General features: G+C 68.1%; 18 protein-coding genes and 1 other RNA gene. 12 read left to right on the top strand and 7 right to left on the bottom strand.

Translation table 11 applies throughout. From position 1 onward, the window contains the following. The coding region (locus VFY73_RS03715) for a transglycosylase SLT domain-containing protein (protein ID WP_329716566.1) at positions 1–1,330 on the top strand (1,330 nt) is incomplete at its 5' end. Positions 1,331–1,386: 56 nt separating this feature from the next. Here VFY73_RS03715 and recR read toward each other — a convergent pair. From recR to dnaX, 3 genes are all read right to left on the bottom strand, one after another. Further along, positions 1,387–1,971, bottom strand: a complete 585-nt coding sequence (recR, locus tag VFY73_RS03710) for a recombination mediator RecR (protein ID WP_329716565.1) — start codon at positions 1,969–1,971, stop codon at positions 1,387–1,389. A 138-nt stretch (positions 1,972–2,109) separates the two neighbouring features. Then, positions 2,110–2,436 carry a YbaB/EbfC family nucleoid-associated protein gene (locus VFY73_RS03705; RefSeq protein WP_329716564.1) on the bottom strand — a complete coding sequence of 109 codons (327 nt, stop codon included), beginning with the start codon at positions 2,434–2,436 and terminating at the stop codon, positions 2,110–2,112. A 35-nt stretch (positions 2,437–2,471) separates the two neighbouring features. After that, positions 2,472–4,382: a DNA polymerase III subunit gamma/tau gene (gene dnaX, locus VFY73_RS03700; protein WP_329716563.1), complete on the bottom strand. Its 1,911-nt coding sequence runs from the start codon at positions 4,380–4,382 to the stop codon at positions 2,472–2,474. A gap of 120 nt (positions 4,383–4,502) precedes the next feature. Here dnaX and VFY73_RS03695 point away from each other — a divergent pair, with 120 nt between their 5' ends. Continuing rightward, positions 4,503–5,624 carry an AIR synthase-related protein gene (locus VFY73_RS03695; protein ID WP_329716562.1) on the top strand — a complete coding sequence of 374 codons (1,122 nt, stop codon included), beginning with the start codon at positions 4,503–4,505 and terminating at the stop codon, positions 5,622–5,624. A 132-nt stretch (positions 5,625–5,756) separates the two neighbouring features. Here VFY73_RS03695 and VFY73_RS03690 read toward each other — a convergent pair whose 3' ends face one another. Then, positions 5,757–6,014: a hypothetical protein gene (locus tag VFY73_RS03690; protein ID WP_329716561.1), complete on the bottom strand. Its 258-nt coding sequence runs from the start codon at positions 6,012–6,014 to the stop codon at positions 5,757–5,759. Between the two features lie 207 nt (positions 6,015–6,221). Between VFY73_RS03690 and ffs the strand changes: the two genes are divergently transcribed. Both ffs and VFY73_RS03680 read left to right on the top strand, forming a co-directional pair. Further along, positions 6,222–6,318, top strand: an RNA gene (gene ffs, locus VFY73_RS03685) — signal recognition particle sRNA small type. A gap of 118 nt (positions 6,319–6,436) precedes the next feature. Continuing rightward, positions 6,437–7,024: a hypothetical protein gene (locus tag VFY73_RS03680; protein ID WP_329716560.1), complete on the top strand. Its 588-nt coding sequence runs from the start codon at positions 6,437–6,439 to the stop codon at positions 7,022–7,024. Positions 7,025–7,064: 40 nt separating this feature from the next. Here the strand turns inward: VFY73_RS03680 and VFY73_RS03675 are convergent, their stop codons facing one another. Then, positions 7,065–7,493: a nuclear transport factor 2 family protein gene (locus VFY73_RS03675; RefSeq protein ID WP_329716559.1), complete on the bottom strand. Its 429-nt coding sequence runs from the start codon at positions 7,491–7,493 to the stop codon at positions 7,065–7,067. Beyond that, positions 7,490–7,942 (bottom strand): MerR family transcriptional regulator, encoded by a 453-nt coding sequence (locus VFY73_RS03670; protein WP_329716558.1) that lies wholly within the window; start codon positions 7,940–7,942, stop codon positions 7,490–7,492. The genes VFY73_RS03675 and VFY73_RS03670 overlap by 4 nt, the downstream gene beginning before the upstream one ends. Positions 7,943–8,155: 213 nt before the next feature. Between VFY73_RS03670 and VFY73_RS03665 the strand changes: the two genes are divergently transcribed. The 3 genes from VFY73_RS03665 (at position 8,156) to VFY73_RS03655 (ending at position 15,433) form a co-directional block, all read left to right on the top strand. Beyond that, complete coding sequence (locus tag VFY73_RS03665; protein ID WP_329716557.1) at positions 8,156–9,067, top strand: ABC transporter ATP-binding protein; 912 nt, start codon at positions 8,156–8,158, stop codon at positions 9,065–9,067. A gap of 2 nt (positions 9,068–9,069) precedes the next feature. Further along, positions 9,070–12,654 carry an ABC transporter permease/M1 family aminopeptidase gene (locus VFY73_RS03660; protein ID WP_329716556.1) on the top strand — a complete coding sequence of 1,195 codons (3,585 nt, stop codon included), beginning with the start codon at positions 9,070–9,072 and terminating at the stop codon, positions 12,652–12,654. 169 nt (positions 12,655–12,823) lie between these two features. Then, positions 12,824–15,433, top strand: coding sequence for a sensor domain-containing protein (locus VFY73_RS03655; RefSeq protein ID WP_329716555.1), 2,610 nt, complete (start codon positions 12,824–12,826; stop codon positions 15,431–15,433). Positions 15,434–15,468: 35 nt separating this feature from the next. Here VFY73_RS03655 and VFY73_RS03650 read toward each other — a convergent pair whose 3' ends face one another. Then, complete coding sequence (locus VFY73_RS03650) at positions 15,469–17,184, bottom strand: serine/threonine-protein kinase (protein ID WP_329716554.1); 1,716 nt, start codon at positions 17,182–17,184, stop codon at positions 15,469–15,471. Between the two features lie 82 nt (positions 17,185–17,266). Between VFY73_RS03650 and VFY73_RS03645 the strand changes: the two genes are divergently transcribed. The 5 genes from VFY73_RS03645 to VFY73_RS03625 all read left to right on the top strand — a co-directional run bounded on the left by VFY73_RS03645 (position 17,267) and on the right by VFY73_RS03625 (position 25,143). Continuing rightward, positions 17,267–18,430 carry a hypothetical protein gene (locus VFY73_RS03645; protein ID WP_329716553.1) on the top strand — a complete coding sequence of 388 codons (1,164 nt, stop codon included), beginning with the start codon at positions 17,267–17,269 and terminating at the stop codon, positions 18,428–18,430. 8 nt (positions 18,431–18,438) lie between these two features. Beyond that, positions 18,439–20,244 (top strand): diguanylate cyclase, encoded by a 1,806-nt coding sequence (locus tag VFY73_RS03640; protein ID WP_329716552.1) that lies wholly within the window; start codon positions 18,439–18,441, stop codon positions 20,242–20,244. A 163-nt stretch (positions 20,245–20,407) separates the two neighbouring features. Further along, a complete protein-coding gene (locus VFY73_RS03635; protein ID WP_329716551.1) occupies positions 20,408–20,833 on the top strand; it encodes a MarR family winged helix-turn-helix transcriptional regulator in 426 nt (141 codons plus the stop codon). A 33-nt stretch (positions 20,834–20,866) separates the two neighbouring features. Continuing rightward, complete coding sequence (locus tag VFY73_RS03630) at positions 20,867–22,060, top strand: efflux RND transporter periplasmic adaptor subunit (RefSeq protein ID WP_329716550.1); 1,194 nt, start codon at positions 20,867–20,869, stop codon at positions 22,058–22,060. Further along, a complete protein-coding gene (locus VFY73_RS03625; RefSeq protein WP_329716549.1) occupies positions 22,057–25,143 on the top strand; it encodes an efflux RND transporter permease subunit in 3,087 nt (1,028 codons plus the stop codon). Before VFY73_RS03630 ends, VFY73_RS03625 begins: the two co-directional genes overlap by 4 nt. Positions 25,144–25,186 lie beyond the last annotated feature (43 nt).

Genomic DNA, 25,186 nt, shown 5'->3' with positions numbered 1-25,186 from the left:
GGACCGCCAGGCGCAGCAGGACCTGTGGGCGCGCGTGCGCAACAGCTTCGGCATGGCCGACCTCGACAACGAGCTGGTGCGCAAGCACGAGCAGTGGTACGCCACGCGGCCCGACTACGTGCAGCGCATGACCGACCGCTCGCGCAAGTACCTGTTCCACATCGTCGAGGAGATCGAGCGGCGCGGCATGCCGGCGGAGCTGGCGCTGCTGCCGTTCATCGAGAGCGCGTTCAATCCGCAGGCCATGTCGGTCGCGCGTGCCTCGGGCATGTGGCAGTTCATCCCTTCCACGGGCAAGGACTACGACCTCAAGCAGAACATCTTCCGCGACGACCGGCGCGACGTGCTGGCCTCGACCCGCGCCGCGCTCGACTATCTGGGCCGGCTCTACAAGATGTTTGGCGACTGGCACCTCGCGCTGGCCGCATACAACTGGGGCGAAGGCAATGTGGGACGTGCGATCGCCCGCAATCAGAAGGCCGGCCTGCCGACCGACTACCTGAGCCTGCGCATGCCGGACGAGACCCGGCTCTACATCCCGAAGCTGCAGGCGGTGAAGAACATCGTGCTGCACCCGGAAGCGTTCGGCCTCGAACTGCCTGAGCTGAAGAACCACCCGTACTTCCTGAGCGTGCCGATCGAGCGGGACATCGACGTGAGCCTTGCCGCCAAGCTGGCCAATGTGTCGTTGGAGGAATTCCGCTACCTCAACCCACAGATGAACAAGCCGGTGATCCTGGCGGCCGGCACCGAGCAGATCCTGCTGCCCTACGACAACGCCAACCACTTCGTGACAGCGATCGCGAGCCACCGCGGCCCGTTGGCCACCTGGACCGCGTGGGTGGCCCCGAAAACGCTGCGCCCAGCCGACGCCGCCAAGCAGGTTGGCATCAGCGAAGCCGAGCTGCGCGAGGTCAACCGCATTCCGCCGCGCATGCTGGTGAAGGCAGGCTCGACGCTGCTGGTGCCGCGCAGCGCGCACCGCGACACCGATGTGTCCGAGCAGGTGGCCGACAACGCCATGCTGAATTTCGCCCCCGACGCGCCGCGGCTGAAGCGCCTGACGCTGCGCGCCGGCAAGCGCGGCGAATCGGTCGCGTCGGTGGCGCAGCGTTACCGCGTCTCCGCTTCGCAAGTGGCGCAATGGAACAAGACAAGCGCCAACGGCCGCTTCAAGGCCGGCAGCAGCATCGTCGTCTATGTGTCGGGCAAGTCCAGCACGCGCACGGCGGCGGCGCAACCCAGGTCGGGCGGCAAGGGAGCGGCCAAGCCGGTCACGCGCTCGGTGGCCGCGCCCAAGGCCAGCGCGGTGCGGATGGCGCGCAAGTAAGGCGCAGCAAGGCTACGCGCCTTCACGGCCCTTCGGCGCCCGCATGCCGCCGTCGCTCAGCGGCGATCGACCAGTGCGTGGGCGATCGTCGACAGGTCGACGTATTCGAGTTCACTGCCGGCCGGCACCCCACGCGCCAGGCGCGTCACCTTCAGGCCCCGCGCTTTCAGCCCTTCGGAAAGTACGTGCGCGGTGGCCTCGCCCTCGGCCGTGAAGCTGGTGGCGAGGATGACCTCTTCCACCTCGCCCTGGGCCCGCGCCATCAGGCCGGCCGCGCCGAGCGCGCTGGCACCCACGCCGTCCAGAGGGCTGATGCGGCCCATCAGCACGTAGTAGTAGCCGCGGTAACTGCCGGTGCGCTCCAGCGCGGCTTGGTCGGCCGGCGTTTCCACCACGCACAGCTGGCGCGCATCACGCTGCTCATCGCTGCAGATCGTGCACAGCTCGCGGTCGGTGAAGGTATGACAACGGCTGCAATGGCGTACCAGGCGCACCGCTTCGTCCAAGGCACGGGCGATCTGCTGCGCGCCGGCTCGATCGTGCTGGAGCAGGTGAAACGCCATGCGCTGGGCCGACTTCACACCGACGCCAGGCAGCTTGCGCAAGGCGTCGATCAACGCATCAAGGTGACTCGCGGTCATGGTGGGGCCCCCACGCTCGCTGCCGCCAGCTGCCCCCCGTGCGCGCTATTGCAGCGAACCGGCGAAGCCGGCTGAGCCCAAGCACCTGGACCAACCGGCGCCGTGCGCAACGCAGGCGCAATCGGGCGAGCCACTTCCTTAGAACGGCATTTTCATGCCCGGGGGCAGCGGCATGCCGGCGGTCAGCTTGCCCATCTTTTCCTGGCTCGTCGCTTCCGCGCGGCGCACCGCGTCGTTGAAGGCGGCGGCAACCAAGTCCTCCAGCATGTCCTTGTCGTCGGCCAGCAGGCTGGGGTCGATGGTGACGCGCTTGACGTCGTTCTTGCAGGTCATCACGACCTTCACCAGGCCGGCGCCCGACTGGCCCTCGACCTCGATCAGCGCCAGCTCTTCCTGCGCCTTCTTCAGGTTGTCTTGCATGGCCTGGGCCTGCTTCATCAGGCCGGCGAGTTGACCCTTCATCATGGTGTATGTCCTTGGAAGTTCAGTGAAAAGCGGTGTCAGGCCGGCCGGATCGAACCGGGCACGATGCGCGCGGTCGAGAACTGCGCCAACATGGCCTGCACCAGGGGGTCGTTGTGGATGATGGCTTCTGCTTCGCGCTGGCGCAAAGCCGCGGCCTCGGCATCGCGACGCGCCGGGGAATCGTCCGGCACGCCGGCGCTGACCTCGATCTTGATGTTGAGGCCGGCATGCGTCACCACCGCCGCTTGCAATTTCTCGGCCAGCGTCGGCGCGCGCAGCGTTTCACGCTCGACCCTCAGGCACCAGCGCTCGCCACCACCCTCGGCGGCTTCGATGGCAGTGAGTTCGGCCTGCATTGCCAGTTCGCGGACCAGCGCGGCAATGGCATTGGCCGCTGCGAGCGCCGCCACGATCTCGGCCCAGCGGTCGCCGAGCGCGGTGCGCTGCACCCGCGGCACCGCCGGCACAGCCGCCGGGGCCGGCGCGGGCACGGCCGGTGTCGCGGCGGGGCTGGGCCGCAGTGTGATGGGTGTTTTCTCCGGCGCGGGCACAGGCGGCTCGGCCGCGCGAGCCGGCGCGGCATCCTCGAACGGCGCCTCGTCCATCCACGGGGGGGGCTCGTCGGAAACCTTGGCAGACGCCTGCGTAGCCACCGCCGGCCGCGGAGCAGGTGCCGGCGCAGGCACGGCGGGCCGCGTTACCGCCGGCGCGGGTGGCCGCGCCACCGGCGCCGGCACGGGCACCGGGGCGCGTGCCCGCTCAGCCACACGGGCCTGCAGCGCGGCCGAAGCCGGTGCCGGCGCGTTGGAGGCACCTGTGCGGTCGGCGGCGCGCTCAAAGCCGCCGCCATTCGCCGGAAATGCGAGGAAGCGCAGCAGCACCATCACCAGGCCGGCGTATTCGTCCGGCGCCAAGCTCAATTCGGCGCGACCCTGCAGGGCCATGCTGTACAGCAACTGCGTTTCATCCGGCGCAAGCAGCGGTGCCAGCTGGCGCGCGGCATCGGTATCCGGGTCGGTCGTGTCCAGGGCACCGGGCACCACCTGTTCAACCGCCATCTGCTGCAGCAAACGAGCGATTTCTTCCAGCGTGCCGGCAGCCGACAACCCCTGACTGCGAAGCCCTTCGGCTTCGGCCAGCAGCGCCGGGCCATCGCGCGAAGCCAACGCCTCGATCAGGCGTTGCGCATGGCGCCGATCGACCGAGCCGAGCATCGCGCGCACGGCCGGCTCTTCGAGCTTGCCGCCACCATAGGCGATCGCCTGGTCGGTCAGCGACAGGGCGTCGCGCATCGAGCCGCGCGCCGCGCGGGACAACAAACGCAAGGCGCCCGGCTCGACCGGCACGTTCTCTTTCGCCAGCACGTTTTCGAGGTGCTCGGCCACCGTCTGCGGCGCCATCGGCCGCAGGTTGAACTGCAGGCAGCGGCTCAGCACCGTCGGCAGCATTTTTTCCGGATCGGTCGTCGCGAGCACGAATTTCAGGTACTCGGGTGGCTCCTCCAGCGTCTTCAGCAACGCGTTGAAGGCGTCTTTCGTCAACTGGTGCGCTTCGTCGATCATGAAGACCTTGAAGCGGCCAACGCTGGGCTTGTACGACGCGCGCTCGATCAGGTCACGCGCCTCGTCGATGCCGCGGTTGCTGGCGGCGTCGAGCTCGGTGTAGTCGATGTAGCGGTCGGCATCGATCTCGCGGCAGGCGGTACACACACCGCACGGCCTGGCGGTGATGCCGCCATTGCCGTCCGGCCCAATGCAGTTCAGACACTTGGCCAGGATGCGCGACACGGTCGTCTTGCCGATGCCGCGGGTACCGGTGAACAAGTACGCGTGATGCAGGCGCCCTTGTTCGAGGGCATGCGTCAACGCGCGAACCACATGGTCCTGGCCGACCATTTCCTCGAAATTGCGCGAACGGTATTTGCGCGCCAGGACGACATAGCTCATGCGGGCCATTCTACGAGGGGACCACCGTCCCACCGGTGGCGATCAGGGGATTCGCGCCCGGCCGACGGGCGCGCCGTTACCCCGTCGCCGGGTGTGGTGCCTGGCGGATAATCCGGCCCCATGAGTTCCACCCCCTCCAATCCGGGCACGCTGAGCTACGAACAGGCCGGCGTCAACTACGACCTGATCGACCCGCTGAAGGTGGCCGCGCAACGCGCCGCCGCCGCCACCGCCGGCCACCTGGCCGGGCACGGCTTCTCCGAGGTGAAGGCCTCGCGGGGCGAATCGGCCTACGTGGTGGATGTGGGCCCGTTCTACCTGGCCAGCATCGTCGAATGCCTGGGCTCCAAAGCCTTGGTGGCCGACGAGATGAAGGCGCTGACGGGTCAAAGCTACTACGCCTGCATCGCGCAGGACACCATCGCGATGGCGGTCAACGACCTGATCACCGTCGGCGCCACGCCGCTGGTCGTGCAGGCCTACTGGGCCGCCGGCGGCAGCGACTGGTTCGGCGATGCGCAGCGCGCACAAGCGCTGGTCGAAGGCTGGAAGAAAGCCTGCGATGTGTGCCAGGTAGCCTGGGGCGGCGGCGAAACGCCGGCACTGGCCGGCATCGTCGAAGGTGGGCGGATCGACCTGGCCGCTTCGTGCACCGGCATCATCAACCCAAAGACACGCCTGAGCGTTGGCGATGCGCTAGCGCCTGGCGATGCGATCGTGATGCTGGCGTCGAGCGGCATCCACGCCAACGGCCTGAGCCTGGCGCGCAAGCTGGTCGAGCGGCTGCCCGACGGCTACCTCACCGAAGTGGCGCCGGGCCTGACCTACGGCGACGCGCTGCTGGCGCCAACCACGCTGTACAGCCCGGTCACCGAAGCGCTGGCCAAAGCCGGCATCTCGATGCACTACTGCGCCAACATCACCGGCCACGGCTGGCGCAAGCTGCTGCGCCACCCCAGCACGCTCACCTATCGCATCAACGCCCTGCCCGCCGTGCCGCCGGTGCTGAAGTTCATCCAGCAGCACGCGCAGCAGGACGACCGCGAGGCCTATTCAACGCTGAACATGGGCGCCGGCTTCGCGTTGTTCGTCGCCGCCGAAGACGCCGAGCGCACGGTTGCGATCGCCAAGGCCCAGGGCATCGACGCGCTGGTGGCCGGCCACGTCGAGGCCGGCGCCAAGCAGCTGCTGATCGAGCCGCTGAACATCCGCTTCGGCGACGACGACCTGCAACTGCGCTGAGGCCCGTTCACACGACGCAGACCCGTGCAAACGGGGCGCGTCCAGGGAGGCAGGCAAGGTGCCCGCCACCGCCCCAGGCTCGCGCTCCGGCAAGGCGGGCAGCGCCGCCATGCCCGCAGTACGACCCGCCGATCAGCGGCGGAATGGCTCGCCCGGCTTGACGTGCGTGCGGTCGTACTCGATCCCCCGGCGCACTTCGGCAATCGCCTTGTCGACGGCGCGCAGCGCATCGGCCCGGTTGCCGCCCTTGTCACTGCTGGCCCGCTGCAGTTCGGCGCGAGCTTGCTGCAGGTACTGCATGGCAGTCTCCATGTGCGGTTGCGTGGCGAACGCAGGCAGCGAAACGGCGGTAAGCACGGCAGCGGCCGCGAGGGTGTGGGTGAACTTCATTCGTTAGGCTCCAGGGGGAGCGCAAATTGCGCCGGCGGCAGCATAGCCTTGCCCGTCGCCCGCCTGGTAACGAAATTCAAGCAGACGCGGGGCGCGGCTCGGCCACCTGGGGTCTGCCGGGCGCCCCCGTCACCGCAGCCCCCACGGTTCACGAAACTGAAGACGCATGCCACGAAGGGGCGATGCCCCTCGCTTACAATCCGCTCTGACGGGCCTCCTCGCATGGAAGCACGGCCAACCGGGTCAGGTGGGGAACCAAGCAGCCCTAACTGTTGTGACCAGTGCCGGGGCAAGGCTCGTCACCTTCTTCTCGAGTAAAGCCGCCAGGGCCGCCCTGGCGGCTTTGTCGTTTCTAGGCTGCCGTGGCATGTCTGGGCATACCGTTTGCCGCTCTGCGCAGGAGATCGCACCCTCGCCCCGCCATGCCCACTACTCCCATCAAGTCTTGCTCGGCGATCCACCGCGTGTTGGCGCCGCTGGGCCTGATGCTGGCCATGCCCTGGGGCGCTGCGCAAACACCGACACCAGCGGCACCAGCCATCGCTGACACCTCCCAGTCCCCGGCATGCCGGCAGGCGTTGGCGGCGGTGCAGGCGCAGGAAACGGCCGCGCTGACGGCGAAGAGCGTCAAGCCACCAGCGTCGGCGCCGGCTGGGCCGTCACCGGAAGCACTGCTGGCGATGCGCGAACGGGCTGCGCGCATCTGCCTCGGCCCCGGTACCAGCGGACCGTCGCCGTCGCAACGCACCGTGCAACCACCTGTCACGGTGGCGCCGGTGTCGCCCGCGCGGCCGGCGCCAACCGGTCAGCCCACGCCCCCTGCACCGGCCCCTACCACCGCCGCCCCTGTCGTTCCTGCGCGTACCGAGCCGCTGGTGACCGTCGTGGGCTGCGATGCCACGGGCTGCTGGGCCAGCGACGGCACGCGGCTCGAGAAATCGGGGCCGAACCTGATCGGGCCCCGCGGCACCTGCACGCTGCAAGGCGCGGTGCTGCGCTGCCCGCAGTAGCCTACGGGCGCGAGACGGCGCTGGGCACGCGAGCCTCCTCTCAGGGCGCGCCAAGCGCGCGGGCGGCCAACTCGGTGTCCATGTACTCGACCAGTTCACGCAACTGCCCGCCCTCGAGGCGAAAGACCATGCAGTAGTGGTTGTCGTAGCGCTGGCCGCTCTTGGTCACCACGTTGCCGCGGCACTGCACGACGACCTTGTCGTCCTCGGCAATGAAGTCGTCAGCCTGGTTGGTGTAGGTGGTTTCAAAACGCTCGTACAGCGGCTTCAACAAGCCCTCGAGCACCGCCTGCTTGCCCTTCCATTCGCCCGACCAGGTCGCCTGGCCGGCAATCTTCCAGCAGAAGTCGTCGGCCATGGCTTCACGAAACGGACGGCCGTTACCCAGCGCCAGTTCGGCGAAGATGGCCTGCATCAACTGCTTGTTGCGCTGCGCCATGGTCGGCGCCTCGAATTCAGGGCGGTTCATCGTGTCTTGCCTTTCGGTGAGGGGTGGGCGGCTTTGGATGTGGCTGCGGCAGCCAGCGTGTCGCGCGGTGGCCGCTTGCCGCTGCTGATCCACGCGCCATAGAAATCGATCTTGTCGTCGAGCAGGGTCAGCGCCTCGGTCCATTCGTCAATCGTTCGCTGCACGCGTTCGCGGTGGGCCTTCAGCATCGCCTGGCGTTGCCTCAACGTCGCTTTGCCTTGCTGCACCAGCGCGGTGTATTCGCGCATCTCGGCGATGCTCATGCCTGTGCGGCGCAGCCGGTCCATCAGCAGCAGCCAGCCGACATGCAGCTCGCTGTAGCGACGTCGGCCTCCCGCATCGCGCTGCACGCCAGGCACCAGCCCCTGCCGCTCGTACCAGCGGATGGTGTGCACGCTGCGGCCGGTCCGCTCGACCAGGCTGCCGATCAACAGGTGGGCGTCGTTCATGCTCGGCGGGTCTCCTGAAGGCATTGGACAGGGTGGAGTGCACTCTAGGTCAAGGGGGTGGCGCAGGTTTCACCATTCATGCCGCAGTTTGCGCAGCCCATCGGCTTGGCGCTGCAATCTATCGTTTGGCGTTCGGCGGGGCGCCGGCGCCTGCATACAGTCCACGCCGTTCGCGGCCCATTGGCCAAACCAGACCACGAAAGCGAGACAAGCATGCTGTCCATCAGAGACCTGACCCACGTCTATCCCAATGGCACCCGAGCGCTCGACGCGGTGTCGCTGGACATCCCCGCCGGCATGTTCGGCCTGCTGGGGCCTAACGGCGCCGGCAAATCCTCGCTGATGCGTTGCCTGGCGACGCTGCAGGTACCGACCTCCGGCAAGATCCAGTTCAGCGAGATCGACGTGCTGAAGCAGCCGGAGTCGCTGCGCGCCACGCTCGGCTATCTGCCTCAAGACTTTGGCGTCTACCCGCGTGTCTCGGCGAACGACATGCTCGAACACCTGGCCGTGCTCAAGGGCATCGCCGGCCGCGGTGAGCGGCGCGACACCGTCGACACGCTGCTGCGCCAGGTCAACCTGTGGGACGTGCGCAAGAAGGCCATCGCCGGCTTCTCGGGCGGCATGCGACAGCGCTTCGGCATCGCCCAGGCGCTGATCGGCAACCCGCGGCTGATCATCGTCGACGAACCCACCGCGGGCCTCGACCCCGAAGAGCGCAACCGCTTCAACAACCTGCTGTCCGAGATCGGCGAGAGCGTGGTCGTGATCCTATCGACCCACATCGTCGACGACGTGACCGACCTGTGCCCGCGCATGGCCATCCTGGTCGGTGGCCGCATCGTGCAGACCGGCACGCCGGCCGAGCTGATCGCCGCGATCCAGGGCCGCATCTGGCAGGCCAGCATCGACAAGCACGAGCTCGACGCCGCGCGCGGGGCGCATGACGTGATCGCAACCCGCCTGCGCGGCGGCCGCACGGTGATCCGCGTGATTGCCGATGCTTCGCCGGGCGTGGGCTTCACGCAGGTCGACGCCGGCCTGGAAGACGTCTACTTCTCGACGCTGACTCGGCATCGCCACGCCGCGGCCGCTGCCATCGCCAAACAACAGAAGGCAGCCTGACCATGTTTGCGCACATTGCCAAATTCGAATGGCGCTACCAGATCAAGAGCCCAGTGTTCTGGGTCGGCTGCCTGCTGTTTTTCCTGCTTACGTTCGGTGCCACGACGGTCGACACGATCCAGATCGGCAGCAAAGGCAACGTCAACGTGAACTCGCCGTTCGCGATCATGCAGACGCTCGGGATCATGAGCGTCTTCGCGGTGTTCGTGGTCGTCGCGATGGTCGCTGGCCCGGTGCTGCGTGACGACGAGACCGGCTTCGCACCGATCCTGCGCAGCACGCGCCTGACCAAGGGCGCCTACCTCGGTGGCCGATTCGTCGGCGCGGTCGTGGCTGCGCTGATGGTGCTGGCCGCGGTGCCGCTGGCGATTGCCGTCGGCTCGCTGATGCCATGGCTGGATCCGGAGAAGCTGGGCCCCTTCGTGCCGAGCCACTATCTCTACGCGCTGTTCTTCTTCGGCCTGCCTACGCTGCTGGTGACCGGCGCGGCGTTCTTCGCGCTCGCCACCGCCACGCGCTCGATGATGTGGACGTACATCTGCGCGGTGGCGCTGCTGGTGGGCTTCTCGGTGTCGCGCATCATGCTGCGCGACCTGCAGAACTACACCTTGTCGGCACTGTCCGATCCGTTCGGCATTTCGCCGCTGATGCACCTGACCAAGTACTGGACGGCAGCCGATCGCAACACGCTGCTGCCGCCGATGGACGGGCTGATGCTGGCCAATCGCGCCCTCTGGCTCGGCGTCGCAGCGATCCTGTTCGCCATCGCCTGGCGCAGCTTCCGCTTTGAAACGCGCGCTTCGGGCAACGCGGATGCGAAGCCAGCCGCCCCGCAAGAGGCGACCGCGCCCAGCGCCAAGCGCAGCATCGCGCTGCCGACGCCCAAGACCGGCGCGTCGATCGGGCTGGCTCAGCTGATGACGCTGGCTCGCTTCGACATGGCGTTCGTCTTCCGCAGCCCGGCCTTCTTCGTGCTGCTGTTCATCGGCGTGCTCAATGCAGGGTTCTCGCTGTGGTTCACCAACGATTGGTACGGGGCCATCTCGTACCCGGTGACCCGGCTGATGGTGATTGCGCTGCAGCAGGCGTTTTCCTTCATGCCGATGGTGATCGCGATCTATTACGCCGGCGAACTCGTCTGGCGTGACCGCGAACGCCGGGTGCATGAGATCGTCGATGCCACCGCCGCGCCGGACTGGACGCACCTGGTACCGAAGATCGTCGCCATCACGCTGGTGCTGGCCGCGACCGCCTTCGTCGCGGTGCTCAGCGGCATGCTGGTGCAGGTGCTCAAGGGCTACACGCACTTCGAACTCGGTAGCTACTTCCTGTGGTTCGCGCTGCCGATGCTGATCCAAGCGCTGCAGCTGGCTGTGCTGTCGGTCTTCGTGCAGGTGCTGGTGCCGCAGAAGTTCGTCGGCTGGGGCGCAATGCTGCTGTTCGTCGTCGCCGCGTTCGTCTTCGCATCGGCGGGCCTCGAGCACAACCTGTACAACTTCAGCGGCACGTCGCCGGTCCCGCTGTCGGACTTCAACGGCATGGGCCGCTTCTGGCAAGGCGCCGCCTGGTTCCACGTCTACTGGACCGGCTTCGTCACCGTGCTCGCCGTGCTGGCCTACGCGCTGTGGCGCCGTGGTACCACGACTGCACTGCGTCCGCGCCTGGCGGCCCTGCCCCGCCGGCTGCGCGGCGGCGCGCTGGCCCTTGGTGGTGCCGGCCTGGCGACCTGCGTGGGTGCCGGCGCCTGGATCTTCTACAACACCAACGTGCTCAACAGCTACCAGCCGGCGCCCGAGCGGGAGGAGATGCTGGCAAACATGGAGCGCGACCTGCTCCCGTTCGAGAAGCTGCCACTGCCGCGCGTCACCGGCGTCAAGCTCGACGTGCAGCTCTACCCGCGTGAAGCCAAGGCGGTGACGTCAGGCACCTACCGCATCGAGAACCGCACCGGCGGCCCGATCGAGCAGTTGCACGTCAACTGGGCAGACAAGCTCAAGATCGACCAATTGGCGATGGACGGCGCGGTGCTGGAGAAGCAGTACGAGCAGTACCCGTACCGCATCTACCGCCTGCAGCCCGCCATGCAGCCCGGCGAGGTTCGCGAGATGCGCTTCGTCACCACGCTGCAGGAACGCGGCTTCCCGAACAGCGCCCCGCTGACGCGGCTGGTGGAGAACGGCTCCTTCGTCGACAACTACGAGATCTCGCCGATCATCGGCATGTCGCGCGACAACCTGCTGAAAGACCGCGCCAAGCGCCGCAAGCACGGCCTGCCCCCGGACCTGCGCCCGCCGACGCTGGAAGACGAAGCCGGACGTTCGCGCAGCATGTTCAGCGCCGCCAGCGACTGGGTCACGGCCGACATCACGGTGACGACCGACGCCGACCAGACGCCGATCGCTCCGGGCCGCACGGTGTCCGACACGACCGCGAACGGACGTCGCACCGCGCACTTCGTCTCCGACGCGCCGATCAACCACTTCTTCTCGATCCAGTCGGGCCGCTACGAGGTCAAGCGTGACAAGGCCGGCAACACCGACCTGGCCGTCTATTACCACCCGGGCCATGGCTACAACGTGGACCTGATGGTCAACGCGATGAAGACCTCGTTGGCGGTCTTCAACGAGAAGTTCTCGCCCTTCCAGTTCCACCAGGCGCGGATCCTCGAATTCCCGGCCTATGCCGACTTCGCGCAGAGCTTTGCCAACACCATTCCCTACTCCGAGACCATCGGCTTCCTGACGCAGCAGGAACAAGGCGAAGACAAGATCGACGTCGTCACCTACGTGACCGCGCACGAGATCGGCCACCAGTGGTGGGGCCATCAACTGGTGTCGAGCCACCAGCAAGGCGCGACGATGCTGGTGGAGAGCTTCGCGCAGTATTCGGCGCTGCTGGTGATGGAGAAGACTTACGGCAAGGAGCAGATGCGCAAGTTCCTGAAGTACGAACTCGACCGCTACCTGAAACGCCGCGGCGGCGAGGTGCTCGAAGAGCTGCCGCTCGCGCGTGTCGAGGACCAGCCCTACATTCACTACCAGAAGGGCTCGCTGGCGATGTACTGGCTGAAGGAGGTGGTCGGCGAGGACAAGGTCAACCGCGCGATGGCCCGCCTGCTGCAGGAGTTCGCCTTCAAGGCCGCACCCTACCCCAACACGACCGACTTCCTCAGGCTGATGCGCGAAGAGGCCGGGCCGGAACACGAGCAACTGATCGTCGACCTGTTCGAGAAGATCACGCTGTGGGACGTGAAGGCGACCAAGCCCGAGGTGACGAAGCGCGCGGACGGCAAGTACGAGGTCCGCTTCGAGGTCGAGGCGAAGAAGCTCTACGCCGACGGCCAGGGCAAGGAGACCGAAGAAACGCTCGACGAGCCGTTCGACATCGGTGTGTTCAGTGCCGAACCCGGACGGCCCGGCTACACGGCGGCCTCGGTGCTGTCGTTCGCCCGCCAGCGCATCCGCACCGGCAAGCAGATGATCACCGTGCTGGTCGACCAGCCGCCGGCGTTCGTCGGGGTGGACCCGTACAACAAGCGGATCGACCGCAACTCGGAAGACAACCTGGCGAAGGTCGAGCAGCCCTGAAGCCGCAGCTGGGCATCGAAGAGCCGGCGTGACGACCGTCACGCCGGCGCGTCAGCCGCGCCAGTCGCGCAAAGCGCCTGCCGCAAGAAGGGGTTTGTGCCGCTTTTTCCCACGTCGCGGCGGCCCCGCGATACTGCGGCGTGATGGTTGTCCCAGGGAGGCGACGCCGATGACCACGCAAGGCGCGGGCGAACGAGGTTCGGCCCTGCTCGCCAGCGAGCAGCAGTACCGGCAGCTGTTCGAAACCAACCCGCTGCCGATGTGGGTCTACGATCTCGAAACCTTGCGCTTCCTCGATGTCAACGAGGTCGCTTGCCACAAGTATGGCTACACCCGGGACGAATTCCTGGCGCTGACCATCCGCGACATCCGGCCGCCCGAGGACATCGGCGCCGTCGAGGAATCGGTTCGCACCACGTCGGCGCAGGCCTTCAACTCCGGCGTCTGGCGGCACCGGCTGAAGGACGGCACGCTGATCGACGTGGAAATCGCCTCGCACGAGGTGGTGCACCACGGCCGGCGCGCTCGCTTCGTCTGCCCGATCGACGTGACGCAGCGTCTGCGCGCGCAGGCCGCGCTGCGCGAGCGCGAGGCCGGCCTGCGCCAGGCCCAGCGGATGGCGCGGCTCACCCACGTCGTCACGGGGCCCGGCGGCACGTTCGAGAGCTGGTCGGAATCCTTGCCAGAGCTGGTGGGCCTGGCACCCGCCCAGGTCCCGGGCAGCACGCGCGAGTGGCTGCAACTGCTGCTGCCGGACGATCGAGCCAACTTCCGGCGCAAGAGCATCGAAGCGGCCATCACCGGCGAGCGCGTCGACATCGAGTACCGCCTGGTGCGTCCCGATGGCAGCGTGCGGCACATGCAGCAGGTGATCGAGCCGATCGAGGAGGGGGCCGGCGGCGCGGGCCAGCGCTGGTTCAGCACGCTGCAGGACGTGACCGAGCAAAAGCGCATCGAGGACAAGGTGCGGCGCCTGATGCGGATGCACGCGGTGCTGAGCGGCATCAACACGCTCATCGTGCGCGCCCGCAGCCGCGAGGAGCTCTTCCGCGAGGCCTGCCGCATCGCCGTCGAGGCCGGCGCGTTCAAGATGGCCTGGATCGCGACACTGGACCCGCTGACGCTCGAGGGCCAGGTGGTGGCCTCGCGCGGCGGCGAGCCACGGCACCTCGACGTGATCCGCATCATCGCGCGCGACGACGTCCTGGGCGGCAACCAGCCCGCGAGCCGGGCCGTGCGCTCGAAGTTGCCGGTCGTGCTGAACGACCTACGAGCAGATCCGCTTCTCGCACGCACGCTGGACGACGCCGGCGCCACCGGCTTGCGCGCCGCAGCCTGCTTGCCGCTGGTGGTGGCCGACCGATCGGTCGGCGTGCTCACGCTGCTGGCAGACGAAACGGGCGTGTTCGACAACGACGAGGTCAAGCTGCTGCAGGACCTGGCCGGCGACATTTCGTTCGCGCTCGACCACCTGGCCAAGGAAGAACAGCTGAACTACCTGGCCTACTACGACGCGCTCACCGGCCTGGCCAACAGCGCGCTGCTGCACGAGCGGCTGCAACAGCACGTGGCCACGGCAGACGCCGAAGGGTTGCGGCTGGCCCTGGCACTGTTCGACATCGAGCGCTTCAAGACGATCAACGACACGCTCGGTCGACATGCAGGCGACGCCCTGCTCAAGCAGGTGGCCGAGCGCCTGGTGCAGGCCGCCGGCAACCATGCGCATGTGGCGCGAATCGGGGCCGACCATTTCGCGTTGGTGATGCCTGGCGTGCGCTCCGACGCCGACGTCCAGCGCGCCGCGACCGAACACTACCTGCATTGCTTCGGCCATCCGTTCGACATCGAAGGCCACGAGCTGCGCCCCTCCGCCAAGATCGGCATCGCGCTGTACCCGAACGACGGCGCCGACGCCGAAGCGCTGTTCCGAAACTCCGAGGTCGCCGTGCGCAAGGCCAAGGCCACCACCGAACGATCACTGTTCTACAACCCGCGCATGACCGAGGCGGTGGCCGAAAAGCTGGCGCTGGAGAACCAGCTGCGGCGGGCGCTGGAGAACGACGAATTCGTACTGCACTACCAACCCAAAGTGGATCTCGCGACGCGCCGCATCGTCGCAGTGGAGGCATTGATCCGCTGGAACAGCCCCACGCAAGGGCTGGTGCCGCCGATGAAGTTCATCCCGGTGATGGAGGAGACCGGGCTGATCCTCGAGGTCGGCCTGTGGGCGCTGAGCCAGGCCGCCGGGGACCGAAAGCGCTGGGTCGAGCGCAGCATGGTGGCACCACGCATCGCAGTGAACGTGTCGGCCGTCCAGCTGCGCAAGCCCGACTTCGTATCCACCGTGGAGGCGGCGCTCGCCTGCGGCGCGGTGCCGCATGGCATCGACATCGAGATCACCGAAAGCCTGGCGATGCAGGACATCGAGTCGACGATCGGCAAGCTGCACGCGCTGTGCGCGCTCGGCATCGATATCTCGATCGACGACTTCGGCACGGGCTATTCGTCCCTGGCCTACCTGGCCCGGCTGCCCGCCCAGACGCTGAAAATCGACCGCGCCTTCATCAGCACCATGCTGCAAGACCAGAACAGCATGACGCTGGTCTCGACGATGATCTCGCTCGCGCATTCGCTGCACAAGAAGGTCGTCGCCGAAGGGGTAGAGACCGAAGAGCAGGCCCGCATGCTGCGGGCATTGCGCTGCGATGAAATGCAGGGCTACCTGGTCAGCCGGCCCCTGCCCTACGACCAGATCTCGGCTTTGCTCGAGGCTGGGTGAAGATCGCCGGACGCGCTGCAGTCGCTGAGTGGTGCTCAGTGGCGCTGCTGTTCGCGCTGGTCTCGCAACTCGCGCAGTTTCACGCACTCTTCGGCGCCGGCGTAGGCCGGCTTGCGACACAGGCGGTCGATGCACAGCGTCATCGCCAGGAAGACCTTCTTGCCGCAGGCCGCGCGCGGGTCGGCCGCACCGGTCACACCCGTCGTCGTGGTCGACCCCGGCGTGGACGTCGTGTCGACACCAACCGTCGGGCGTGTCACCGGGATCGGACGCGGCTCGACCGGTGTCACCAGTGCGTCACGTACCGGCGCCGGCTTGAACGACTCTGGGGGCACCGGCTTGCCGACCGCCCCTTGCGGATTGCCCGTGCGGGCAGCCGCGGCTGGGGCTTGCGCCGCTGGCGGTGGCGCCACCGCTGCCGGGCCGGGGACTGCCGTCGTCGAAGGCGACACGGCAGCCGTCTGCACCGCAGCTTCGTCGACCACCGGTTCGTCCGTCGGCGCTTCGCCGCTGCCCGACCACCACCAACCCACCGCCGCCACCGCAAGCACCGCGGCGCCGCCCCAGAGCATCGCCGGGCCCAGCCAAGGCGCGCCGCCAGGTCGTGCAGCACTTGGCTTGGCGCTGCCCGATGGTCGCTTCGACGCACTGCGCGCCTTGGCCGCCGGTCGATCGGCCTTCGCCGCCGGCATGGATTTCGCGAGGGCGGCAGCGGCCAGCGCCCGGCTGAGCGGCACGGTGGCGTCGTAGCCGGTCGGATCCGGCGTCGCTTCGGCGCGCTCCGGCTCGGCTGCGGCCATGGGCTGCTGCAGCGGCGGCGGCTTGATCTCGCCCATCAGCGCCGCCCGCATTTCGTCCACGGTCTGCGGTCGGTCTTGTGGCCGCACCCGCAGTGCCCAGTCGATCGCCGCCAACACGGTGGTCGACAGGCCCGGCAACGCCATGCCGGCCAGCGGCTGGTAACCGTCGCTGACTGCGCGGGTGGTCGCGGCGGGTGGCGGCCGCCCGAGGATCAGGTAGTGCGCAACCGCGCCAAGGGCGAACAGATCGGTCCAGGGCCCTTGCCGCAGACCGACAGCCTCACCGTATTGCTCGATCGGCGCGAAGCTGGGTTTCAGGATCGCCGTGAACATCTGGGTGCGGTCGCCGATGGCATGGCGCGCCGCACCAAAATCGAGCAGGATCGGGTCGCCGCCACCATCGGGCAGCAAGATGTTGTCGGGGGCGATGTCGCGGTGGTAGACCGACTCGCCGTGCAGCAGGCGCAGCCCGTCCAGCAGCGGCAGCAGCACCTTCAGCAGGTAAGCTTCGTTCGGCGGCCCCGCCATCGCCTGACGCACCTGCTTCAGCGTCTTGCCTTGCAGAAAAGGCATCGCCATGTAGGCGGTGCCGTTGGCTTCCCAGAACTGGTAGACCTTCAGCAGCGAGCGGTGATCGAAACGGGCCAGCAGCCGGGCCTCGTTGACGAACGAGCGGCGGCCTACCTCGAAGGTCTCCTGGTGCGAGCTCGAACGCAGCGAGACCTGCGAGCCGGTGCCGCGCTGGGCCAGTTGGCCCGGCATGTATTCCTTCACCGCCACCAGCCGCTGCAGCGCGTGGTCTTGCGCCAGGTAGACGATGCCGAAACCGCCCACCCCCACCGTGCGCAGGATCTCCAGCGCGCCAAAGGGCGTGCCTGCCGGCAAGGCATTGAGCTCGTCTGCAGGGGGCAGATCTTGCGTGCGAGGCTTGTCCTCGGGCGTCTCGCGCATGTCGGAGCAGGTGGAAGGGTGGGCGCGATTATCCAGTCCCCGGCCGGCTACCATCACACCCAAACGCGAGCCGGAGGGAAGAATGCAAACGTTGGCCATTGCCAAGGGAGAGTTGTGGTTACACCGCGACGGCCAGCCGCCGCGGCAAATCAGCTCGGCCTTTGCGCGCGAAGTGATCGAGCGCGACGAGCGCAGCCGCCGCAACACCTCGTGGAAACACGCGCCACGTGAGCAGACCGGCGTGATCCCGGGCAACACGCTGTGGGGCTCGCAGCAGTCGGGCCCGATGGCGCCGCCGCGCTTTCTGCATGCAGCCTTCGGCCCGGACACGCAATCCTTGTACTACGTGCTGCGCGTCGGCGAATCGACCGGCCTGTTCCGCCTGCACCTGGACGAAGACCGCGAGGTGCGGCTGTTCCACCGCAGCGGCATCGCCGTGCACGGCCTGACCTACAACCCCGGTCACCAGCACCTGGTGCTGGCGATCGGCCTGGCCGACGGCACCGCCCAGCTCGAGGTCTACGACGAAGAGGGCACGCTCAAGGGCGCTGTTACCGGTGGCGACTGCATCGACGCGGCGCCCGCCATGGTGCCCGGTGCCGCGTCGGCACTGGTCTACCAAAGCAGCGGCGTGGCCCGCCACCCGCAACATGGGCATGTGGCCGCTGTCGCCCACGCGACACTGTGCCGACTCGACTACAAGAGCGGCCAGCTCGACACGCTCGTCGACGACCGCCAGCACGACTTCGTCGCGCCCAAGATGGCGGCCGACGGCACGCTCTACGCCATCCGACGCCCGGTCGAGAAGCCTGCCCACGAGCGGGCCGGCGGCGCGCTGGTCGACACGCTGATGATGCCGGTACGCCTGCTGAAGGCCGTGTTCGGTTACTTGAATTTCTTTTCCACCGTCTACGGCAAGGAGCCGCTGCGCTCGGCCGGCGGCCCGCGCACGCCCGAGTTGGACCAGGACCTGGGGCGCCTGTGGCTGCATGGCCGCATGATCGAGCTGCGCAAGGTGCGCGACGATCCGCAGCACGCTGGCAACCTGGTGCCCGCCTCTTGGGAGCTGGTTCGCCGCCCGAACGGCGGCAGCTGGCAGACATTGGCCAAGCATGTGGCCTCGTTCGACCTGCGCGCCAACGGCAGCGTGGTCTATACCAACGGCTACCAGTTGACGGAGTGGCACGACGGCCGCGCGTCGCCCATCGGCCGGCACGAGCTGGTCGAGACCGTCATCGCGTCGTAGGCTTGCCCGTGTCCCCCTTCCTGATGGCGACCAAGCGTCCGCCCCCCTCGCCCGCCATGCGCCTGGCCCGCCGCGCGTGGAACGCGCTGCATGTTGACTCTGCACTGGCGCGTTCGATGGCGGAAAAGGCCATCGCATCGGCCCAACGGGGGTCGGATGCCTCGGCCGAAGGTTGGGGCCGCCTGGCGCTCGGTTTTCACCTGCTGTACTACGCCACGGCCGTGGAAGCGGCCGAAGAACTGCGCCGTGCGCAAGCCTGCTTCGATCAGGCGGGCGACCGCCCTGGGCAACTGATCACCGGCGCCGGCATGGCCCGCTCGCTGTGGCGCCAGGGCCGCGTGCAGGAAGCGCTGGACATGGTGCTGCCGCTGCGCGACCGCGGCGTGCATGTGCTCAAGCACGAACAGCTCGGCGTGCTGCTGAACGCGGTGGCCGGCTGTTATTCGGCCCAGGGCAACTCGGCGCAAGCCTTCGCCTACATGTTCGAAGCGCTGCGCCACGCCGGCCCTCGCGGCGGCCGCGGCTTCGACACCGTCTTGCATTGCAACCTCGCGCACGAACTGCTGCAGATCGGTGACTACGAGCACTCCCTGATGCACGTGGCGCAAGGGCTGGCGCGTGGCGGGGCCCTGAAAAACGCGCGGCTGCAAAGCGTGCTGTGGATCAACCGGGTGATCGGGTTGACCGAACTCGGCCGCGCGGCCGAGGCGATGCCCGACATCCACACGTTGCTGGCGATGCCCGCCGACCCGAGCGGGCGCGGTCGCATGGCCGCCCACTTCGAGACGCTGGCCATCGCCGCCATCCGCGCGGGTGACCTCGAGCTCGGCGCCCGGCTGGTCGATCGCTCGTGGGCGCAAGGCGATGCGCTGCTGCCCGACGAGCGGCTCGAACGCGCCACTGCCGCCGCGCTGCTGGCGCTGGCGCAAGGGCACCCTGCCGATGCGGTCGGCGCGCTGATGCCGGCCGAATATGCCGCGGCCAGCGACCAAGCCGGTGGCCTGAGTGTGCGCATACGGGCTCAATTCTTCGCGGTGCTCAGCGAAGCCCACGAGGCCTGTGGCGACACCATAAGGTCGCTGGCCGCGCTGCGCCAATGCCAGCGCCTGTACCGCCTGCAGACCCAGATGGCCTCGCTGGCGCGCTACCAGGCCGCCGCGCTGCAGACCGAGCTGCTGCGCCTGCAGCACCGGCTGGACGAGAACGATGCCCACCGCCGCAGCCTCGAACGCGCGCGCGCTGAACTGGCCGAAGCCAACGGCGCGCTGCAGCGCAAGATCCACGAGGTCGAGTCGCTGCAGCAGGCGCTGGTGCAGCAGGCCACGCACGACCCGCTGACCGGCCTGTTCAACCGTCGCCACTTGAACGACGCGTTGCCGACGCTGTTCGCGCTGGCCGGGCGAGAGGCGCAGACCATGGCGCTGGCGATCATCGACCTCGATCACTTCAAGCTCGTCAACGACATGCATGGCCACGCCGCCGGCGACCGCCTGCTCGCTGCCTTCGGCGAACTGCTGGCCGCGCACTGCCGCCGCAGCGACGTGGCTTGCCGCTACGGCGGTGAAGAGTTCTGCCTGTTGATGCCGCGCACCGATGCGCCCGGCGCCCGCCGCAAGGTGCAAGCGCTGTTGCGGCGCTGGCGGACCCAGACCTTCGACGTGGGCGGCACTGCGCTGCAGGGCCTGAGCTTTTCAGCCGGCGTGGCCGACACCACCCTCGCCCCCGATTCGCCCGACGCGCTGCTGAAAGCCGCCGACGACCTGCTGCTGACCGCCAAGCGCGAGGGCCGCAACCGCGTTGGTGTGTCGGCCTGACACGCTCGGCCGCCGCGGTGACCGAGCCGCGATGGTTTCGGTTGCGTAAATCCGGCCGGCCAAGGCGGCGCCGCGTCATGGTGCGGTGGTACGCTCGTCCGTTGGTTAGCCCAGCTAAGCAATGCCCCGCCAGCGCCCTGCCCCCACCTCTTCAGCAGTCTCGGTGGGTGACAGCGCCGCCGAGGTGTTAGAAGTGATCCCGGCGGTGATGGACGCATTGCGCCACGCGATGCGTGGCCATGTCGGCGACCAGCTCTCGGTGCCGCAGTTCCGCTGCCTCAATTTCATCGCCCACCAACCCGGAGCCTCGGTCAGCGCCGTGGCGGCCCTTCTGGGCGTGGCGCTGCCCACCGCGTCGGCCATGATCGACCGCCTGGTCCGTGCCGGCGCCGTCGAGCCCCGCACGGCCGCCGACGACCGGCGCCGCTCCCAACTCCACCTCACCGCGGCCGGCGCAGCCCAGCTGGTGCAGATCCGCCTCGACGCGCGGGCTGAACTGGCCCAGGTACTGGCCACTCGAAGCCAAGAAGAACTGCGCACCCTGCATGCCGGGCTGGCCGTGCTGCGGAAGGTGTTCGTCACGCCCTGATTTCCTGACAACAACGCCCACAACCGATCATCCATGACCAGGCTCGTCCCGTTTTGCCGCGCCCTGTTTCTGACCTCCATCCTGGCCACGCTGTCTGCCTGCAACAAGGGCGGCGGTGGTGCGCCGGCCCCCTCGGTCGCAGCCTCCGCCCCCGCCGGCGCAGCCTCGACACCGCCGGTGGGCGTGACCACCGTGACGGCCGCCCAGCGCGACCTGGCCATCGAGCTGACGGCCACCGGCACGGTGGCGCCACTGTCCAGCGTCGACATGCGACCGCAGCTGACCAGCGTGGTGTCCAGGGTGCACATCCGCGAAGGCCAGTTCGTCAAGGCCGGCGAACTGCTGTTCACGCTCGATTCGCGCACCGACGAAGCCAAGGTCGCCCAGGCCCAGGCCCAGGTGGCTCGCGACCAGGCCGCGCTGGCCGACGCACAACGCCAGCTGACACGCAGCCGCGAGCTGCTGGCGCAGAATTTCATTTCGCAAGGTGCAGTCGACGCGAACCAGGCCCAGGTCGACGCGCAGACCGCGCTGGTCGCCTCTGACCGCGCAGCGCTGGCCGCCGCCCGTGTGGCGCTGGGCTACGCGCGCGTCACCGCACCCAGCGCCGGCCGCGTCGGCACGATCAGCGTCTACCCCGGCAGCGCGGTACAGGCCAACACGACCACGCTGGTCACGATCACCCAGCTCGATCCGATCGCCGTCGCCTTCAGCCTGCCGCAGCGCCACCTGGCCGACGCGCTGGCCGCATTGCCCGGCGGTGGCGCGCGCGTGAGTGCCACGCTGCCGGAGGGCGCCGGCAAGCTCGAAGGCCGGCTGAAATTCGTCGACAACCTGGTCGATCCGGCCTCCGGCACGGTCAAGGTCAAGGCGGTGTTCGACAACGGCGCCGGCAAGCTGTGGCCGGGCGCATTCGTCAACATCGCGATGACGGCGCGCACCCTGAAAGACGCGGTGATCGTGCCGCAGGCCGCCATCATCCAGAGCGCGCGCGGCAGCATCGTGTACACCGTCCAAGGCGGCAAGGCCGAGGCCAAGCCGGTGCAGTTGGTGCATGCCGAAGGCGAAGACGCCGCGGTCACCGGTGTGCGCGCGGGCGACAAGATCGTGCTCGACGGCCGACAGAACCTGCGACCCGGCGCCGCCGTGACCGAGCGGCCGCGTGAAGGCGCGGCCGCCGCATCCGGCGCCGCCTCGGCACCCAGCAAGAAGGCATCGGCACCATGAACCTGTCCGAACTGTTCATCCGCCGCCCGGTGATGACGGTGCTGCTCAACGCCGCCATCGTGCTGGCCGGGGTGATCGCCTACCAGAGCATCCCGATCGCCGCGCTGCCCAGCTACGACACGCCGGTCATCAACGTCGGTGCCTCGCTGCCGGGCGCCAGCCCGGAAACGATGGCGACCTCGGTGGCGCTGCCGCTGGAAAAGCAGTTCCAGACCATCCCGGGGCTGAAGACCATCAGTTCGTCCAGCACGCTGGGCAATACCTCGCTGACGCTGGAGTTCGAGGAAGGCCGCGACATCGACGCGGCTTCGGTCGACGTGCAGGCCGCGCTGCTGCGGGCCCAGCGCGGGCTGCCGCAGGACATGACCTCGCCGCCGTCGTACCGCAAGATCAACCCGGCCGACTCGCCGGTGCTGTTCATCGCCCTCACCTCGCAGTCGCTTGCGCCGACCGAGCTGCAAGACTTTGCCGAGCACCTGATCACGCCGGCGTTGTCGACGATCGACGGCGTGGCGCAGGTCAACATCTTCGGCGCCAAGCGCTTCGCGGTGCGGGTGCGCGTGAACCCCGAAGCGCTGTCGGCGCGCAACATCGGGCTCGACGAGCTGAGTGCCGCGCTGCGTGCAGCCAACGTCAACACCCCCGTCGGCACGCTCGAAGGCCCGCGCCAGACGCTGACGCTGCAGGCCAACCGGCAGTTGCGCAACGCGGCCGAGTTCGCCGAGCTGATCGTCGCCACCCGCGCCGGCAACAGCGTGCGTCTGAAAGACGTCGCCGCGGTCGAAGACAGCATCGAGTCGCTGAAGACCTGGGCCACGCTGAACGGCGACCCGTCGATCTCGGTGGCGGTATTCCGCCAGCCGGGTGCGAATACGGTGAAAGTGGTCGACGCGGTGCGCGCCGCGCTGCCGGAGCTGAAGAAGGAGCTACCGCAGTCGGTGAACATCACCGCCGTCAACGACCGCTCCGTCTCGATCCGCGATGCGCTGCACGATGTGACCCTGACGCTGCTGGGCACGATCGCGCTGGTGGTGATGGTGATCTTCCTGTTCCTGCGCCGCTTCGTTGCCACCGCCATCCCGACGTTGTCGCTGCCGGTGTCGCTGGTCGGCGCCGTCGCATTGCTCTGGGGCCTGAACTACAGCCTGGACAACATCTCGCTGCTGGGCCTGACGCTGGCCGTCGGCCTGGTCGTCGACGACGCGATCGTGATGCTGGAGAACATCGTGCGCCATGTCGAAAAAGGTGAGCGCCCGTTCCAGGCGGCGTTGCGCGGCTCGCGCGAAGTGGGCTTCACGATCATCTCGATCTCGACCTCACTGGTCGCGGTGTTCATCCCGATCTTCTTCATGCCGGGTGTGATCGGCCTGCTGTTCCACGAGTTCGCGGTCATCGTCGGCCTGGCGATCATCGTCTCGGCCTTCGTCTCGTTGACGTTGGTGCCAATGTTGGCCAGCCGCTTTCTGACCGACGAAGAGCACAAGAAGCGCCCGGGTGCGATGGTGCGGGCCTTCGAGCGCGGCTTCGATGCGCTGCTCGGCGCCTACAGCCGCACGCTGGACGCGGCGCTGGGCCACCGCAAGCTGGTGCTGTTCGTCGCGCTGCTGACCTTTGTCGCGACCGCTTGGCTGTTCGTCGTGATCCCGAAAGGCTTCTTCCCGGAGGAGGACATCGGCCAAGTGTTCATCAACACCGAGGCCGCCGAAGACACCTCCTTCCCCGAAATGGTCCGCCTGCAGGAGCGCGCCGCCGCGATCGTGCGCGCCAACCCGAACGTGGCGACGGTGAGTTCCTTCAACGGCGGCGGTGGGGGCGCCCAGAACACCGGCCGCATGTTCATCAACTTGAAGCCACGCGGTGAGCGCGAGCCGATGAAGAAAGTCCTCGAGGGGCTGCGCCGTGACCTTCGCGAAGTGGCCGGGCTGAACGTGTTCCCGTCACCTATCCAGAACCTGCGGTTGGGTGGTCGCATCAGCAAGGCGCGCTACCAGTACGTCCTGCAGAGCGTACGCGCCGACGAGTTGAACAACTGGGCCCTGAAGCTGCAGGAAAAGCTGCGCGCCGACCCTGACTTCCGCGACGTGAACAGCGACGCGCAGCTGCGCGGGCTGCAGGCCGAGCTGAAGATCGACCGTGACCGCGCGAACACGCTGGGCGTGTCGATCGACGCAGTGCGCACCGCGCTGTACAACGCCTTCGGCGAGCGCCAGGTGTCGACCATCTACCTGCCGACCGACAGCTACCAGGTCATCATGGAAGTGGCGCCCGAGGCCAAACAGGACGAGCGCGCCATGAACGGCATCCACGTGCGCTCGACCACCGGTGCACTCGTGCCCTTGTCGAGCTTCGCGACCATCGAGCGCAGCGTCGGCCCGACCTCGGTCAACCACGTGGGCCAATTGCAGGCGGTGACGGTGTCGTTCAACCTCGCGCCCGGCGTGGCACTGGGCGACGCCACCGCCAAGGTCGACGCCGCGCGCAACGCGATCCACATGCCGGCCACCATCGTGGCCACCTACGGCGGCGATGCGGCGGTGTTCAAGAGCTCGCAGGGCAACCAGGCGGTGCTGATCATCGCGGCGCTGCTGGTGATCTATGTGCTGCTGGGCGTGCTGTACGAGAGCTTCATCCACCCGCTGACGATCCTGGCGGGCCTGCCGTCGGCCGCCGTCGGCGCGCTGGGCACGCTGATGCTGTTCGGCCAGGACCTGACGCTGATCGCGACGATCGGCATCGTGCTCCTGATCGGCATCGTGAAGAAGAACGCGATCATGATGATCGACTTCGCGCTCGACGCGCAACGCAGCCACGGCGTGGGCCCGGCCGAAGCCATCCGCGAGGCCTGCGTGCTGCGCTTTCGGCCGATCATGATGACGACGCTGGCTGCGTTGATGGGCGCGCTGCCGATCGCGCTTGGCATAGGCGCTGGCGCCGAGCTGCGCCAGCCGCTCGGCCTGGCCGTCGTCGGCGGGCTGGTCTTCTCGCAGGCCATCACGCTCTACATCACGCCGGTGATCTACCTGGCGCTCGACCGCTTCAGCGGCCGGGGGCCGGTGACGACGCCGGAGGTGACGCAGGCCTGAACTGAAGCTTCAGCACGAGATCGGTGCAGCCTCTATCAGGCAC

The sequence above is a fragment of the Ideonella sp. genome (genome assembly GCF_036277275.1).
Taxonomy (GTDB): Bacteria; Pseudomonadota; Gammaproteobacteria; order Burkholderiales; family Burkholderiaceae_C; genus Ideonella.
The sequence above is the reverse complement of the archived record's forward strand: the minus strand, read 5'-3'. Positions and strand labels throughout refer to the sequence as shown.

What these genes read in the sequence shown, in the direction of transcription:
- VFY73_RS03695 (WP_329716562.1), top strand. Translation starts at nt 4,503, where the DNA reads ATGAGTTCCACCCCCTCCAATCCGGGCACGCTGAGCTACGAACAGGCC.
- VFY73_RS03645 (WP_329716553.1), top strand. Translation starts at nt 17,267, where the DNA reads ATGCAAACGTTGGCCATTGCCAAGGGAGAGTTGTGGTTACACCGCGAC.
- VFY73_RS03665 (WP_329716557.1), top strand. Translation starts at nt 8,156, where the DNA reads ATGCTGTCCATCAGAGACCTGACCCACGTCTATCCCAATGGCACCCGA.
- VFY73_RS03630 (WP_329716550.1), top strand. Translation starts at nt 20,867, where the DNA reads ATGACCAGGCTCGTCCCGTTTTGCCGCGCCCTGTTTCTGACCTCCATC.
- VFY73_RS03670 (WP_329716558.1), bottom strand. Translation starts at nt 7,942, where the DNA reads ATGAACGACGCCCACCTGTTGATCGGCAGCCTGGTCGAGCGGACCGGC.
- VFY73_RS03690 (WP_329716561.1), bottom strand. Translation starts at nt 6,014, where the DNA reads ATGAAGTTCACCCACACCCTCGCGGCCGCTGCCGTGCTTACCGCCGTT.
- VFY73_RS03675 (WP_329716559.1), bottom strand. Translation starts at nt 7,493, where the DNA reads ATGAACCGCCCTGAATTCGAGGCGCCGACCATGGCGCAGCGCAACAAG.
- VFY73_RS03625 (WP_329716549.1), top strand. Translation starts at nt 22,057, where the DNA reads ATGAACCTGTCCGAACTGTTCATCCGCCGCCCGGTGATGACGGTGCTG.
- recR (WP_329716565.1), bottom strand. Translation starts at nt 1,971, where the DNA reads ATGACCGCGAGTCACCTTGATGCGTTGATCGACGCCTTGCGCAAGCTG.
- VFY73_RS03655 (WP_329716555.1), top strand. Translation starts at nt 12,824, where the DNA reads ATGACCACGCAAGGCGCGGGCGAACGAGGTTCGGCCCTGCTCGCCAGC.
- VFY73_RS03705 (WP_329716564.1), bottom strand. Translation starts at nt 2,436, where the DNA reads ATGATGAAGGGTCAACTCGCCGGCCTGATGAAGCAGGCCCAGGCCATG.
- dnaX (WP_329716563.1), bottom strand. Translation starts at nt 4,382, where the DNA reads ATGAGCTATGTCGTCCTGGCGCGCAAATACCGTTCGCGCAATTTCGAG.
- VFY73_RS03650 (WP_329716554.1), bottom strand. Translation starts at nt 17,184, where the DNA reads ATGCGCGAGACGCCCGAGGACAAGCCTCGCACGCAAGATCTGCCCCCT.
- VFY73_RS03680 (WP_329716560.1), top strand. Translation starts at nt 6,437, where the DNA reads ATGCCCACTACTCCCATCAAGTCTTGCTCGGCGATCCACCGCGTGTTG.
- VFY73_RS03660 (WP_329716556.1), top strand. Translation starts at nt 9,070, where the DNA reads ATGTTTGCGCACATTGCCAAATTCGAATGGCGCTACCAGATCAAGAGC.